The organism is Streptomyces sp. GQ60 (assembly GCF_059758875.1).
On the sequence record NZ_JCAXEG010000012.1, the window covers coordinates 153,150 to 167,106 of the forward strand.

Below are 13,957 nucleotides of genomic sequence, written 5' to 3' on the forward strand. Positions count from 1 at the left end.
GCAACTAGGAGAGTGCGCCGGTGGAGAACGAACTCGGCCCGTTCCAAAAAATGTGGGACGCCTGGGAGGAAGCGGGTGACGAGCTCGCACGCAAGCCGCTGTCACACTTTCGCCGTGCCACGGATATCCAGTTCGACGAGCTTGAAGGTCACCTCGCGTGCGGCGATCGGGAAGCCGCCGCACGTGAGGTCGCCGACATCATCAGTATCGCCCTCAACACAATGCGTTGGCTTGGGCGCACACCCGCCGAGATCAGCGAAATCGCCCGATCCCGCGCCGGAGATCGAATGAACGGACAAGCGCACGCGATCCTTGCCAAATACCAGGATCAATACGGCATCTAGGTCGGGGTCCCAGCACGTGCTAAGCCCCCGTTCACTCACACCAAGGTGAAGGCTCTCCGGGAAGCACTTGGGGACCACGCCGAGCAACGCGTCGTGTGCCGCGCGCCCCTCGCGATCCTGCTGACGGCAGTCGTCTGCGTCAGCCTGTACGTCATCTTCAAGAAGCGCGACTGCGAGGCGGCAGGCCGTCTCGGCAGCGCCACATCGTCGACCACTGCTCGGGAAGCCAGAGCGCAACGAGACCCGGGCCCAAGAGGCCCGGGTCCCTGCCAGGCAGGTTCACTCAGGGGTGGCCTGCACCAGATCTCGGGCTTTGCCCGCCCACTCTCCCATGCACGTGATGGCAGACGTCATCTGCTTCACCGCGGTGGAGATGTCCTTCACCGGCTTGCGAAGGTGTCGGCTCACACGGATCAGGCCGCCAGCAGATGTGCCCAGGAAGCCGATCTGTGCCAGTCCCTCCTGAGCCGACTCGTCCAACGCAATGAGCTGTTCCAGGAACTCGTCCGTTCCCTCTCCACGCTCGTCGAGCGGCGTCGTCTCGATGAGGCTCAACGCAGCCCTCACACCGCTGTCCAGAGTTGTCATCTGCTCCGCGAAGGCCGCGGAGACGGCGTTGATTTCCCCGGCCGGCGCACTGAGCGACCCCGCATACCGGGCCACAGCCGCGAGCCGTGCGCTCGCCGGGGCGTTGGCCTGGGTGAGGTCGAGGATCTCGATGTTGCCCTGTTCGGTCAGGGTTCCAATCGTCTCGATCACCTCTGTGATCGCCTCCAAGTGAGCGGTCATCTCATCCAGCCCGTCTTCGATCGCGGCGAAGTCGTCGAGCAGGCCGGGCGGGTCCTCTTCGGTCGTGTCCCCTGCGTTTCCGCTCTGTTCAGGGGGCGACTGCCCGTCGACGGTCTGGAGCGCCCGCACCACCCGTGCAGGAGTGAGGAGCTCGAAGCCGTCCCTGATCCCGACCTCCAGTGCGCTCTCGATCTCGCGCCGCGCACCGGCCAGATGACTGCGCGCCCGTTGGTACCGGATCGTCCTGATCGAGGCAATGTCGAAGGGCAACTGCCCAGCCTCCCCGATGTGAATCGTCGGTTTGCCGGTGATGTGGCGCAGCCCCAGCTCGTACATCACGTTGGGGTTGCCACCGCTGACGTCCGCGATGACGAGGTCGGACTCGATGACATGCCGGCAGATCTGCTCGTTGATGTCACCGGCGTGCGCGATGCCGTCCGCGCGCACAGCGGCGATCTCGTACTTCTCGCAGGCAGGCGCAATCACCTGTTCGAAGATCCCCAGGTGGTACTCGTAGGCCTCCCGCTCGGGGCTGCCGTGCGCGGCGTACTGGTCGCCGATGGGGCCGACGACGAAACACATCCGAGGTCGGTCGGGTTCCGACCGAAGTGCCTGCAACGCGTTCATACGAGGTCCTCCTTCTCGCGAGGGTGGGTTTCGTCGAGCCGGGCCGCGTACGCGGCGCCGGCTTCCAGATCGACGGCATACACCGGCCGTTCCTCGATACCGAGGGCGCGCAACAGGTACGCGGTCGGGATGCGGTACTGCCCGCCGACGCGCAGAACCGGGCAAGGGAAGATCCCGCGGCGGATCAGTTTGTACGCCGTGCCGGGACAGACTCCGAAGGCTCGGGCAGCGGTCCGGAGGTCGACACTCAGGGGAAGGTCGAAGGCCTCCGCGAAGCCCAGGGGCGGGCCGGACCGGGCGCTCACCGCCGAGCCCCTAGAGGGCTCAGCGCCAAGGTGCCGATGAGTTCCGAGTCCTCGTGGCGACGGGCCCGGAATACCAGGTCGGGCAAGCCTGCGCAGTGTGCCAGTGCCCCGATCCGCTCCCCTTCTCGTCGGGTGCGCGAATCCGTGAAACGGAGTGTCGCGGCCAGCCCGTCACGGCGTGGCGGGGGCGTGAGGTGCAGTTCCCACTCATCAGTCGGCTGTTGTGGCTCCCCTCGCAGTGCCGTGACGCAGCGGGCCTCGGCGAAGCGCGCTACGTCGACAACGGGAACCTCCCTCCTGACGCGGTCGGCATAGGACCACATCCGGTTCACCGCCTCCTTGATCATGTGACCGCCCAGGTCCGGGCTGTCTGGATGCGCGGTGTCGAGGGCACCGAGTACGGCCAATACGGCCTCCGCCTCGAGATCGGCGCGCTCGACCCGCAGCTGGCGCAGGATCCGACGCAGGTTGCGGTACAGGCCGGGAATCGCCAGCCAGACGACAAGTAAGCGTCCCGTGTCGGCCCCACCCGCTGGTTCTTGCCTGGCCTCCGCGACAGCCTGTCGCCAAATCGTCGCCCGCAGTCCCTCGTCGCGTCGCGGTCCGTACAGAGCATTCCTGCATTCCTCCGGGGACAGCCGTACCGAGCTGTGGCCGACACTCACCACCAGGAGCCACGGTGCACCCACGGGTTCCTTGCGGAGGGCTCCCTCGATCAGGGAGAACGCTCCGGCCGGGTCAGTCCTGATCATGGCTTCTCCTTCTCCGACCCCACCAGGCCGGCATACGACAGCGCCGCGGCAGCCAGCTCGCAGGCACTCCCCAGGGCAGTCAGCGCCGACCGCGCAGCGGCGTGGCGCTTCCCCGAGATCGGGCTCGCTCCTTGGGTCCGGCACCAGGGCGTTCGCGCGGCGGTGGACGGCAGGTAGACATTGATGACGCCATGCACGTCGTGGCCGACGTTCACCCCGTAGTCCGCCCACTGGGTGCTGTCCCCAGCAACGTGGAGCGCGGCCTTGCCCGAATCGGTCACCACACGCGCCAGCGGCTGGCTGACGGGGGCATCATGGGCACGCCGACGTTCACACCGCCGCTCACGTCCCCGCCGACGGCAACACCTTGGTGAACGTGCTGGGAGAGGTTCGCCCGACTCTGGACGGGCGCTTGCGGCAACGGCAGCGGCTCGGTCACTTCTTCCACGACCGGCCTGATGCCGTCGGGGCCGTGCCCCGGCACACGGATCCAGCCGTAGCCTCCGAACTCCTTGACCTGCACATGGGCACGGACGTACTGCGCCGGGTCGAGGCCGGGGTGCCCGAACCGTACAACGTCCTGGTACAGCCGATCCGACACAATGACGGCGAGGTCGGCCGAGGTGAGGGCGGCCAGCACGGCCTTCAACTGGGGGGCGTTCACGTAGCGTGCCACGGCGACCGGCGCAGGTCCGGCGTGACCAAGAGTGGCGTCCGTGGCGACACCAGCGTCGATGGCCAGCCGCAGCCTGATCCGCGGGGTCTCCGGACGGGCGTTGAGCGTGCTCAGGCAGGCCGACAGGTGGTGCACGAAGGGCCCCAGCGCGGTGGCTTCCGGGGTGTCCGCGGGGAGTACGGCGAACTCCATGTCGCCTTGCGGTTGGCGGGCCCAAGCCGCGCGGTCCAGTCCGGTCAACGTCGCCGCCTCGTCCAGCAACCGGACCAGGTCGGCCTGAGTGGCCGACTGGGCCCGGGTGTCGAGACGGCTGTACTTTTCCACGTCCGCCGCCAGGCACAGCCGACGGTGCGGGATGACGTCCGGGAGCGGAGGGGAGGAGGGTTCGTTCATGACAACTCGCCACCTTCCAATGCTTGTTGGGTGCGGTGCAGCCAACTGTGCGAGGAAGGAGGTGGAGCAGTCCACAAACCCGCATTAATACGGGTTTGTGGCTGTGGCGCTACGTGACTGGCATGCTGAGCAGCGCTACTTCCTGCAGTCGGGCCAGGTCCCGCACCTGAGTCCGCCGTTCGCCGGTGGTGATGAGCCCGTCCTCACGAAGCTGGCGAAGCGTCTTCTGCACGGTGTCCGTTTTGGCACCGGCGAGCGCGGCGAATTCGGACTGGGACAAGTTCACCTCGATCCGCACCGAATTTCGGCCCGGCTTCCCCTGCGCCAAGGCCAGTTCGACCAGTACCCGGGCCAGCCGGACCAGGACCGGGTGCCTACCGAAATCCAGGCGCCAGCGGTCGGAGCGGCGCAATCGGCTGCCGATCACCCTCTTGAGGGCCAATTCCGCTTCGGGGTTGGCCCGGAGGAAAGGCAGCAGTTCGCACCTGGGGACCACGGTGGCGACCACGTCACCACAGGCGGTGACCGTCGCCGATCTCGGCCCGAAATCCATGGCTGCTACCTCACCCACCACCTCCCCTTCGACCCTGATGTCCATGAGGGCTGCCCCGTCACCGTCCAGACGGCCGGTCACCTTGACCACCCCCTGGTGGAGCAGCATCAACTCCTGCGCGCGGTCGCCCTCACTGATCAGCACGTCCCCCACGGCGAAGGTGCTCCGGGTCCCAAGCAGCGCGAAGGCCGTGCGCGCCCCATCCGTCAAGGTGTCGAGAAACGGCGCGCGACCATACATGTTCGAGCCGTGCATCATGTGCACAGCAGAGCACGCCGTCGGCGCGGTGGTCCGCATTTCCGCTCGGGCCAGAGGTACACCGAACGCACTCCGGGGCGCACGGCGGCGCACGGCCGGAGCACGCACCGTTCTCCTCGTGAAGGAGCTCAGCCCCGATCGGCGCTGCCGATCGCTTGGGCCACGCCATAGGATCCCCGGAGCAGCAGCTGGTCCAGCAGGTCCAGGATCTCGGACCGCCGCGCAGCTGAGCCCGCCTGGGTGTGGGCGCGCACCAGTAGCTCCCCGACGTGGTGCGCGTCAGCCGCGGCACCGGTCCTCATGTCGGCCGATGCCGCACCGAACACGTCGAGGAATCGCCGCACACATGCCAGTACCAGCTCATCGACCCTGTCAGGGGCCTGCTCAAGTGTGATCAGCAACTGGGGCAGGGCTGGCTCGAAAGCTCCAGAATCAATGAGCGCGGTCACCGTCCGGCGGACGGGCCCCAGCCGCCGGCCCCGCAATGCGATTGCCACAGCCGCGGCGGCTCCCCGCACGTCCTCGTCCGGATCGTGGAAGAACCGGACGAGTGCGTGATGCGCCAGGGCCGCGTCCCCGGTGCTCACGAGGCGCTGAGCGCACACGTCCGCGGCACCCTGTCGCTGCGCGCCGTCGTTTCCGGCCAGCACCCTGGCCAGCAGATCCGGCGTCTCCCACTCCATGGCTGCCAGCGCGGCGACCTTTCCACCGATCCGACGCACCACTGCCACCGAGGAGTCCAGCATCCTTTCCATCACCGGCCTGGCCGCCACTGGGTCCCCATGACACAACGCCACGAAGAGACGGAACACGTGTGGTGAAGCCAAAAGCTGATCCGGGGCTCGGATGAGCTCGGTGAAGGCCTCGGCCACCGCAGTGCGGTCGTACCTCATTGCCGCGTGCAGCACGTGAGCCACGCATGCTCGGACGGCGAGCGAGGGGTCTGCGGCCAGCCTGCTCAGACGAGGTACCACCAAGGCTGCCCGGGAGCCGTCCGCATCGTGGACCAACAGGTCGCCCAGGCTTTCGGCAGCGCTGCCGCGCACGGTATTGATCCCAGCGGTCAGCAGGTCCCGCTCCGCATCGTCTTCGTCCTCGCCGACCGTGTCACCGGCGTCCTCGGCACCGAGCGCGCGATCCAGCAGTGCCTCGAAGAGATCGAGCGGCAGACCGGCCAGGTACTTCCGTACGGCCCATCCGAGCCAACGGTCGTGTGCCGGCCGACCTTGGCGTGCGAGATGACGGATCGCCGCGAAGACGGTGTCCGTATCGGCATGGGGCTCCGCGTCACCGAGACCAAGCAGTGACGCCGCTCCGTACGCAGGGTGCAGCCCGGCATCCATCCGCAAAGCGAGGCGCGCGAAACGGCCGGGGTCCGCCGCCGTCATGCTCTGCAGCACGTGTGACAGTTCCCGGGCCCCGCCCGTGAAGGTCGTCCAGTCCGTGCGGTCCTGACTGTGCTTCCTCATTGCGCCCAGCCACTGGTCGTCGGTCATGCGCTGGGCCGCCTCCGACGGGATCGGCGGCCCGATGAACCCTGCCGTCGCCCCACGCGGTGCCTCAGGCTCCCGCTTGTCATGGTGGAGCCTTCGGAGTTCTCCGAGCCTACGGGCCGCCCGATCGGAAAGCCGGCCCTCGGGAAGCGCCGTCAGCAGAGTGAACTCATGCCAGGGCGCGAGCTCGTCGTCTGGAGGAAGACGCAGATGGAGGAGCGCACGCTCCAGCTGCGCGAGAGTGGCGTCGGACAAGGCGTCGCCAATGGCGCGCAGGACTTCTCGGGCGCCCCATGCAACATTGGACAGATGGCCGGACAGGAATCGATGTCTGCCCTGTAGCAGGATCTCCGCAGCCCACTCAGCCAGGCCGGGGCCTGCCCCGATCAGGGCATGATAAAGGAGCCACTGTGCCGCATCGAATGGCAGGACCGTGAGCCCCGCTACAAGCTCCCGAACGCGAGCAGGGTCTTGGTCCCCCAGGATTCGCAGAGCCGATTCCGTGCTCTGGAACAGGGCGTCGCCCAACTCGCTGGGGTCGTCATCTGGGTTACGGAAGCCGAAGTGTTTGTCGTAGACCGGACAACACGCGCGCGGCGGAATGGCCGTTGCAGCCATGACGTCCAGGAGCAACGGAAGGAATCGGACGCAGAAATCCTCGGGAGCCCCCAGAGCGGCAGCCTTGACCACACGGATCGCCGAGTGGTCCCGGTTGCGTAGGACGGTGACTCTGCCGTCGTGATCGAGTTGGAGGGCGTCCGGACGATCCGACACCAGAGCACCGATCAGCTCTACTGCCCAAGCAGGTTGCTCTTCGACCAGATCACTCGCTGAGATCCAGATGAGGTGCTCGTGTCCGGAGAGAAGCCCGGTTCGTACGCCGACCAGTAAGAGATCGAAAAGCCTCCTGCTGTCAGCGAAGCGGCCGAAGCGCACGACCCACGCCAGCCAGTCCGGGAACTGATGATGCGACGTGTGCGGCTCCAGCAGGCGGGCCACTCGGTCGGGAGAAGCCTCAGCGCCCGCGGCCATCATCCGCACGGCCCAGTCGCGCTCCCTTGCATCGGCACTGATCAGCCAGTCATCGAACACGGACTCATCATCCGCGCGGCGGAACCATGCTGCCTTGCTGACCGCGTTCACAAGCTGCAAATGGAAAGGAGGGCGAGAGTCCAGGACACGTGAGACAGCCCCCCACTCACTGGCGGTGGGGTCCTCCAAACCGTGAAGTACTGCCAAAGTCAGGTCTTTGAGGTGATAACGGATCTCCGGACTGGTCAGCAACGCCTCCACCTCCTCGCCGAACCGCTCCGGGTCCAGGTCCCGCAGATGGTCGAGAACCTGCCTCACCTGTCCCCGGCGGAAGAGCTCCTGCTCCCCATCGACGAGAAATGCGACCAGGCTCTCATCGCGCCGGAGCCAGTCGCGGGCAAAGGCGTAATCGAAGAAGCTCTCATGGAAGAAAGCCAGTTGTCTGCCGTCTCGCACACACACGTGCTCCGACACCAACACGTCCCCGCTCACAGCAAGGTCGTCCGCATCAAGCACACTGTCCGGTACGAAGAGCCGCTGCCTCGTGCTCATGGCCGTCATTACGGCCGACACCGCCTCGTGGAACCGCACGGACGGCTGACGACGCATGCACTCCTTCCGTTTGCTGTTCCAGAAGGCGTCGAACAGCTGCCGGGTAGTGCGGAAGGAAAGGGCTTCCTCCTGGCCGGCGATCTGAGCCAGAAGGACCAGATGCAGCGGAGACCGCAGCAAGCCGCGCTGCGAAGGCGTCAAAGGAGAAGCACCGAGGCCCATGCTCGCGATCGCGGCATCGACCTGTGCATCGGAGAGCCGATCGACTGAAATGCATGTGGAACGGTCCGATGCCGTGAGTTGACGGATCCTGTGATCGGCGTGGGCATCGAATGTCCGGCACACGAGGACGACGCGCATGGCAGGGTGCGCCATCGCCTCACCGATCAGGTCGGCCACCACGTCGAACGTGTCCGGAATGCGCCCCGAGGCCAGGCTGACCGCGTCGAGCTGGTCCACGATCAGCACACACGGGCGCCCGTTCGCCGCGGCTCCGAGCGCATTGACCGGTGATGTGACCAGACCGATGCCTCGGCCCAGCTCATGGGTCGTAGTAAAGGGAGCCAGGCGGTCGAGACGGAACCCGAGCACGGGGGTACCCAGCTTGGTCAGGGCAGTGAAAGCCTGGTGCAGCACTGCACTCTTTCCGCTGCCTGCGGCACCCGTGAGAACTACGGTCTGCCGTACGTCACTCGCAAGGATCTCCACGAGCTGATCAGCCGCTTCGCGGGGGATCTCCGGGCGGAGCAGCTCACGTTCGACGCTCGCTGCCCACCGACGCGTCGCCTCGGCGGCCTCGTCCCCCGCCTTGTCCCCGCCCGTCCCTCTGACCTGCCTCAGCCCGTACTCCCCCAGTCGGGCGATGATGCCCGGGGCATCGAGAGTGGTCCCCAGATTGTTCAGCAAGAGGTCGCCGAGTCCGACGGCGGCAAGGCGCCCTGGAGCCCCAGCAAGGACCTGTTCGGCCAGGACCGCATTGATGTTCACGATGTCCCGCTCGTTGTGCCATTCCACCCAGAGGCTTCTCAGCATGCGCCAGGCCGTTTCGGCCGAGCCATAGACATCGGGCGCGGCCAATGCCTGAAAGGGCCCTCTGAGCCCATCCGTCAGCCACTCGACTTCGAAGGACGGAAAGCCGTCGGAGCGTCGGGCGCGGTCGGCCAGCTCGTCGAGCTCACGGGCAGGAAGCAGAGAAACGAAGTGAAATGCGCGGCCCGCGTCGGCGTGGGATCGCAGACTGTTCCAGACCTGTTTGCCTCGGAGGGAAGCAACATTCCAACTGTTGGCGTTCCGGTTCTGGCGCTTGACCTGGTGGACCTGCGTCCCCCCGTCATACCGGTACGCGAACTCGATTCCGTCGCCCGAGGGGGAACCCGGTTCCAGAGTGATCGATGTGCCTCTGCCCAGCAGCACGTACAGGGCATGTCTGACGGTCCAGACACCCTCGTAGCGGTTGCCGAACTTGTCCGTCTCGCCCCCCGGCCGCGGTGCCACCGTTACTCCCCTCCACACCCCAGAAGGCTGCGCCAGACGCGCGCCTGCGCCGGACGGTACCGCAGATACCGCGCATTGCAGGGGGCATTGGGCGCACTCGACCTCCCCCTCTCGGGCCAGCCCCGAACCTCTCGCTCGATCCTGGTCAGCGACCGAGCGCAACGGCCAGGAAGGCCGCGGTGATCGCCGGTAGCAACATGACAATGGCGTACCGCACGCAGCGGTTCTTGGCTCGGGCGATCCTGCTGGTCTCCCTCAGCGCACGGAGTAGCCGGGGCTGGGGATCCGAGCCGTCCCGCCTAAGCCCAGCCGACAAGTCGGCGCGCGTCTCTGCACGCACCACGTCTTCGTAGTATGCGAGGAGGCCGTGCCTCTCGCTGGCTCGTGCCCCACGGCGCGGGGCGAGAGCCAGGAGCAGGAAGACCACCGCCCCGGTCGTGGTGGCCGCTGCCGTCCACCACAAAGGGACGGCCCACAAGACATCGAGGGGACGCCGTACGAGAAGGAGCCCGAAGAGTGTTCCCCCAGTAGCCAGAAGAATGGCTGCCTTGCCGTCAGCCCGGCCGATCTCCAAATAGTTCTGCGCGATGAGTTCTCGCGACAGAACCACCACGTGGTCCGCGTCCGAGGCATGGCGTTCGGGCCGGGTTCTCAAATGGGCGAGGCGAGACGGTAGAGCCCACATCACGGCGCCCCTCCGTGGAAGCCGTTCATGCCGCTGTGCGGTACACCCGCGTCACCTATCCTGCGCAAGACCTCATCGCCCTGGGGTACGCCGACTTCGCTGAGGAGGCGCGCCAGGTTCACCCCGACGAAGCCCCGGTCCTCTTTCGTCAGTCCCTGAAGCGTTGCCGCCAGCGTCCGCTCCCATCCGTCCCGCTCGGTGAGCAGGTCACCGTGTGCGACCGTCCAGTCGAGCACCTCCCTGGCCTGGTCGGGATGGTGAAGCAGCCAGAGTGCCGCCAGACCGACCGGCCCACCGGCAACCACCTCGCGGTAGAAGCGGTACGCCTCGCGGTGGGCCTCGCCGAAGCCCGGCGGAAGGAGGAGCTCGGCAGGATGACTTGCAGCCGGTAGGAGGCCGGCTGGAGGATCCAGGAACCAGTAGGTCAGGCCCGCCCCGTCGATGTTCCGCGGCTGACCGGGGGGCTCGACCTGAGCGGTCCCGTACAGGGTCGGCGGCTGTCGAAGGGGATCAGAAGCACCCGGCAGTCCGGCACTTCCACGGACGGCCTGGTCGATCAGCCGGCGCGCGGCATCCTCCGTCAGGCCGCTGCGTGCCGCGACCACCGGATTGCTGACGTTCCAGGCGACTTCGTAGCGTGCTCGCGAAGGCATCGATGTCGCAGGACCCCGGCGTGGCACCTCCACCACGGTCCGGCGTTCTGCCAGCGAGACCCACCCGATCGAGTCGAACTCCCGTCGGAAGGCCGCCCCGATCGACGGTCGGGGGTATCCCCAGATGTCTCCGCCCCGGGGCGGCTCGAGGCGGTCCGCTTCCTGATCCGAGAGGAAGACGAGCGCGCGATCCGAAGACGATCCGAACCGTTGCCGCAGCAGCTGCCGAACCGGTGAAGAACTGACCGACGTAAACAGTGGCCTGCTCATGACGCACTCCTCCTTCGCGATGTGTTCGTGTGATCTCGGTGGCGCCCTAGTAGGAAGCGGATGACTCCCCGACGATGGCGAGCGGTACGGGAGAGCTCGCTTACAACGAGGTCGAAGGCCGTCCTCTGGAACATGTCGGGGTCGGCTTCGACCCGCCCAAGCCCTTGGGCCACCGCTTCGTACGTGGCCGGGTCGTCAAGACCCAGCACGACGAGGGCGAAGCCTTGCGCGGGGTGGCGCTCCAGCGTCCGGGCCAGGCTCATCCGGACCGCACCCGGTGCGCCCGGCTGGGGGAACGTCGAGAGGGACATGGAGTGGATCACATGCACCGCCAGTGTGTGACGGGGCGTTCCCCGGCCCGCTTCCAGCCACCTCGTCACCGTCTCCAGGACCTCGATGTGGTTCGCCTCTTCGGTGAGGAGGGCGCCCAGCGCGAAGGAGACGGCGGAACGTAGTTTCGTGTCCAAGTCCGGAGAGGAACCGTCGAGGACGGTGTCCAGAAGTTTGAGGGCCGCGGCCGGCCGGGCAAGACCGTAGCTACCCGCACAGGTCTCGGCGACCGTGCAGCGGAGAACGGCAGATGACCGGCTCCACCGGCGCATCTGCTCCTTGACCGCACCGGACACCAGGGGGTGCTGGACGATCTCTCCCAGCGCGACTGCCACCAGACGTCGGCGCCAGCGGTCGCCCGAAGAGGCGAAGCGGTGCAGCTGAGTCAGCGCACCGGGGCCGGTGGCATGTGCGAGCACCCGGCCGATCGCCTCTCCGGCGGCCACATCCAAGCCCGGCTGATAGCGCAACTGCTCCAGCGCTCCCCACAGCGCGTCTGGCATGCCCTCGAAGTCCAGCCACAGGTGCCGCAGGAGTGTCGCAGAGCGGTGCCTGCCGGAGAAGACGATCGGCTGCACCGGATAGCGGTACCGGTCGGCGGAAGAACTACGAGGTGCCAGCGGGCGCGCGCCGATGACTTCGAGCCGGTCCTCGAACGAGGGGCCGAGGACATCCGACGGCTGTTCCTCCGGTGTCTCGTTCTGTCCTGTCTTGGCAGCACGCGCACCGAGCAAGGGCCGCATTGCTGTGGCGAACTGCTCGATCACCGTGCGGTCCTGTCCCCGGAGCAGAGCGACGGCCGCCATCAAGGAGACCGCGTCGGCACTGTGCCGGGCCTTGGCGAGCGCGGACCGGGCGGCGGCCTCGGTACCGGTCAGGAGGTCCTCGATCACGGACCCTGTCGGTGCCGACGTCTCCGCACACTGCCGCAACCCGTCCGATAGGTCGACTGCGTCGCCCGGCAGCGGATGCGTCGAGAGGTACTCGGTGAATTCGGGGGAGGCCAGGTGCCCCAGTGCGGAATCCAGTTGTGAGCTGTCGAGCCTCCCTTCAGCGGCCACGAGCCGTAGTCGCCTCTCCGCGACCTCGTGCGGTCCGGGCGCGGCATGCGCCTCTTCCCACCGGCTCGTGTCTGACGGCAACCGGGCATCCTGCGCCATGGTGACTATCAGGTGCGCCCCGGCACCCTGTAAGGCCTCGGCCAGGCCCGCCAGCCGCACGCCGTCGAGAGACCGGGCGGATGCCGCCGGCAAACCCTGTAGGAGGTACCCGCGGCCGGCCTTCGGTCGCCACGCCGACAGATCCGCCATCGCGTCCAGGCCCGTGACACCACCCTCGCCGTGCCTTTCGGCGAGAAGGGCGAACGCCGCCGTACGGGCGCCCGTTCCGGCCCTCGCCCTGAGCAGCACGATCCGGCTGTCCAGCGCCTTCCGGCAGCGTGCGTACGACGGCGGTTCAACGAATCCGTACAAACGGCCGCGCACCTCTTCCGCCGGATACGGTCCCTCGCGCAGGCGCGGCTTGAGGATTCGCTCGGTGGCTTCGTCGGTCCACGCACTGATGTTCAAATACGTGAAGTCGCCGCCGACGTTACCCATCAACGCGACCCCGCTGTCCACCCGTTGGTTGCCCTCACGGAGTGAACTGTGCTGACCGGCCGCCGGGCCAACCGACGGAGCAGGCTGGTCGGTGTTCGGCTGGACGTCCGGCTCGGCGGCCGGGCCGGGTCCGGCGTTCACCGGCGGTCCCCGTCGCCGGTCCGCTTGTCACCCGCAACGTTGTCTCCGCTGCCCCAGTGTTGGTTGGTTCCGCGGTACGTGGTCGCGGGCGCGGTATAGGTGAAGTCACGGCCGACGTTGCCCATCACCGCGGCGCCTTCCCCGACGTGCTGGGAGTTGCCGCTGAATTCCGTGCCGGGCCCCTTGTCCGGTGCTGCGGCGGGCGCCGTCTGCACCGCACCTACGGGTTCCTCACGCGGCTGGATGCCCGCCCGCACGAGATTCCCGGAAGGCGAAGGAACGTACAGCCAGGCCCGCTGCGAGAAGTTCTTACCCTCGACGCTGGCCGAGACTTCGACACACCGGTCGGGGTGGAGCCCCGTGTAGGCACCCAACACGACGTCCTCGTAGACCCGTTCCGAGACAATTGCGGCGAGGTGGGTCACCTCCTCGCTCGCCGCGGCGAGGATCGCCTTGACCGGACGCGAATCCAGGAGTCGGTGCATGTCGTTGCGGGCCGTGCCGTTGCCGTCCCCGGGCTCGCCCGCGTCGGGCAGTGGGCCGACGTGGATGCTGGCCCGGAGCCTGATCCGCGGACCGACGGCCTGCCGGTTGTACGAACCGAGCACGTCGTCCAGAACGCCCAGGAAGGGCCAGAGCACGAAGGGCAGGTGCACCGGATCGAACCCGAAGACGACGCCGTCCCCCGTATTGGCGGGAAAACGCTGGGCATCGCGCAACTGGTGCAGGCCGGCCCGCTCCAGGGCCTGGTCCACCAGCTGGGGAATGAGCTGGCTGACCGGGCCGTGTTGAGCGGCCGGCAGGCCGGTGAAGTCCTTCGCGTCAACGGCGAACAGGGCGCGGTAGGGCGGAAGCGGTCGGCTTTCGGCGTACGGAACAGGCACGGGTACAGACATGCGGGATCTCCTCACGGATGGTCCGGTAAGCAGCCGTGGTCGGGCTGCTTCGAGGTTCCATCCGCGCCACTCCGCCGAGTGCACAGCGCTGGGCGCACAGGATGTGTCCCGGGTCA

General features: G+C 67.4%; 12 protein-coding genes. 1 reads left to right on the forward strand and 11 read right to left on the reverse strand.

Features of this window, described 5'->3' with window-relative positions; genetic code table 11:
• Positions 1-20 precede the first annotated feature (20 nt).
• The gene (locus AC6CKD_RS27130) at positions 21-344 is read left to right on the forward strand and encodes a hypothetical protein (RefSeq protein ID WP_498330710.1); all 324 of its coding nucleotides are present in this window, start codon (positions 21-23) and stop codon (positions 342-344) included.
• Between the two features lie 279 nt (positions 345-623).
• On the opposite strand, the gene AC6CKD_RS27135 is transcribed toward AC6CKD_RS27130, so the two are convergent.
• The 11 genes from AC6CKD_RS27135 to AC6CKD_RS27185 form a co-directional block, all read right to left on the reverse strand.
• Positions 624-1,760, reverse strand: a complete 1,137-nt coding sequence (locus AC6CKD_RS27135; RefSeq protein ID WP_498330712.1) for a hypothetical protein — start codon at positions 1,758-1,760, stop codon at positions 624-626.
• Positions 1,757-2,065, reverse strand: a complete 309-nt coding sequence (locus AC6CKD_RS27140) for a helix-turn-helix domain-containing protein (RefSeq protein WP_498330713.1) — start codon at positions 2,063-2,065, stop codon at positions 1,757-1,759. The genes AC6CKD_RS27135 and AC6CKD_RS27140 overlap by 4 nt, the downstream gene beginning before the upstream one ends.
• On the reverse strand, positions 2,062-2,817 hold the full coding sequence (locus AC6CKD_RS27145; RefSeq protein ID WP_498330715.1) for a hypothetical protein: 756 nt from the start codon (positions 2,815-2,817) through the stop codon (positions 2,062-2,064). The genes AC6CKD_RS27140 and AC6CKD_RS27145 overlap by 4 nt, the downstream gene beginning before the upstream one ends.
• Positions 2,814-3,098: a hypothetical protein gene (locus AC6CKD_RS27150; protein WP_498330717.1), complete on the reverse strand. Its 285-nt coding sequence runs from the start codon at positions 3,096-3,098 to the stop codon at positions 2,814-2,816. The genes AC6CKD_RS27145 and AC6CKD_RS27150 overlap by 4 nt, the downstream gene beginning before the upstream one ends.
• Positions 3,095-3,886 carry a hypothetical protein gene (locus AC6CKD_RS27155; RefSeq protein WP_498330718.1) on the reverse strand — a complete coding sequence of 264 codons (792 nt, stop codon included), beginning with the start codon at positions 3,884-3,886 and terminating at the stop codon, positions 3,095-3,097. The genes AC6CKD_RS27150 and AC6CKD_RS27155 overlap by 4 nt, the downstream gene beginning before the upstream one ends.
• A gap of 109 nt (positions 3,887-3,995) precedes the next feature.
• Positions 3,996-4,697 (reverse strand): Crp/Fnr family transcriptional regulator, encoded by a 702-nt coding sequence (locus tag AC6CKD_RS27160; protein WP_362731402.1) that lies wholly within the window; start codon positions 4,695-4,697, stop codon positions 3,996-3,998.
• A gap of 128 nt (positions 4,698-4,825) precedes the next feature.
• The gene (locus tag AC6CKD_RS27165) at positions 4,826-9,268 is read right to left on the reverse strand and encodes an NACHT domain-containing protein (protein ID WP_498330720.1); all 4,443 of its coding nucleotides are present in this window, start codon (positions 9,266-9,268) and stop codon (positions 4,826-4,828) included.
• A 145-nt stretch (positions 9,269-9,413) separates the two neighbouring features.
• Entirely contained in the window at positions 9,414-9,953 is a 540-nt protein-coding gene (locus tag AC6CKD_RS27170) for a Pycsar system effector family protein (RefSeq protein WP_498330792.1), read from the reverse strand.
• Positions 9,953-10,876 (reverse strand): hypothetical protein, encoded by a 924-nt coding sequence (locus AC6CKD_RS27175; protein WP_498330722.1) that lies wholly within the window; start codon positions 10,874-10,876, stop codon positions 9,953-9,955. The genes AC6CKD_RS27170 and AC6CKD_RS27175 overlap by 1 nt, the downstream gene beginning before the upstream one ends.
• Positions 10,873-12,945 (reverse strand): hypothetical protein, encoded by a 2,073-nt coding sequence (locus AC6CKD_RS27180; protein ID WP_498330724.1) that lies wholly within the window; start codon positions 12,943-12,945, stop codon positions 10,873-10,875. Before AC6CKD_RS27180 ends, AC6CKD_RS27175 begins: the two co-directional genes overlap by 4 nt.
• Positions 12,942-13,841: a hypothetical protein gene (locus tag AC6CKD_RS27185; RefSeq protein WP_498330725.1), complete on the reverse strand. Its 900-nt coding sequence runs from the start codon at positions 13,839-13,841 to the stop codon at positions 12,942-12,944. Before AC6CKD_RS27185 ends, AC6CKD_RS27180 begins: the two co-directional genes overlap by 4 nt.
• Between the last annotated feature and the right edge of the window lie 116 nt (positions 13,842-13,957).

Excerpts from the sequence above, each read along its gene's own strand:
- AC6CKD_RS27170 (WP_498330792.1), bottom strand. The coding sequence starts at position 9,953 with ATGTGGGCTCTACCGTCTCGCCTCGCCCATTTGAGAACCCGGCCCGAA.
- AC6CKD_RS27160 (WP_362731402.1), bottom strand. The coding sequence starts at position 4,697 with ATGATGCACGGCTCGAACATGTATGGTCGCGCGCCGTTTCTCGACACC.
- AC6CKD_RS27145 (WP_498330715.1), bottom strand. The coding sequence starts at position 2,817 with ATGATCAGGACTGACCCGGCCGGAGCGTTCTCCCTGATCGAGGGAGCC.
- AC6CKD_RS27175 (WP_498330722.1), bottom strand. The coding sequence starts at position 10,876 with ATGAGCAGGCCACTGTTTACGTCGGTCAGTTCTTCACCGGTTCGGCAG.
- AC6CKD_RS27135 (WP_498330712.1), bottom strand. The coding sequence starts at position 1,760 with ATGAACGCGTTGCAGGCACTTCGGTCGGAACCCGACCGACCTCGGATG.
- AC6CKD_RS27155 (WP_498330718.1), bottom strand. The coding sequence starts at position 3,886 with ATGAACGAACCCTCCTCCCCTCCGCTCCCGGACGTCATCCCGCACCGT.
- AC6CKD_RS27185 (WP_498330725.1), bottom strand. The coding sequence starts at position 13,841 with ATGTCTGTACCCGTGCCTGTTCCGTACGCCGAAAGCCGACCGCTTCCG.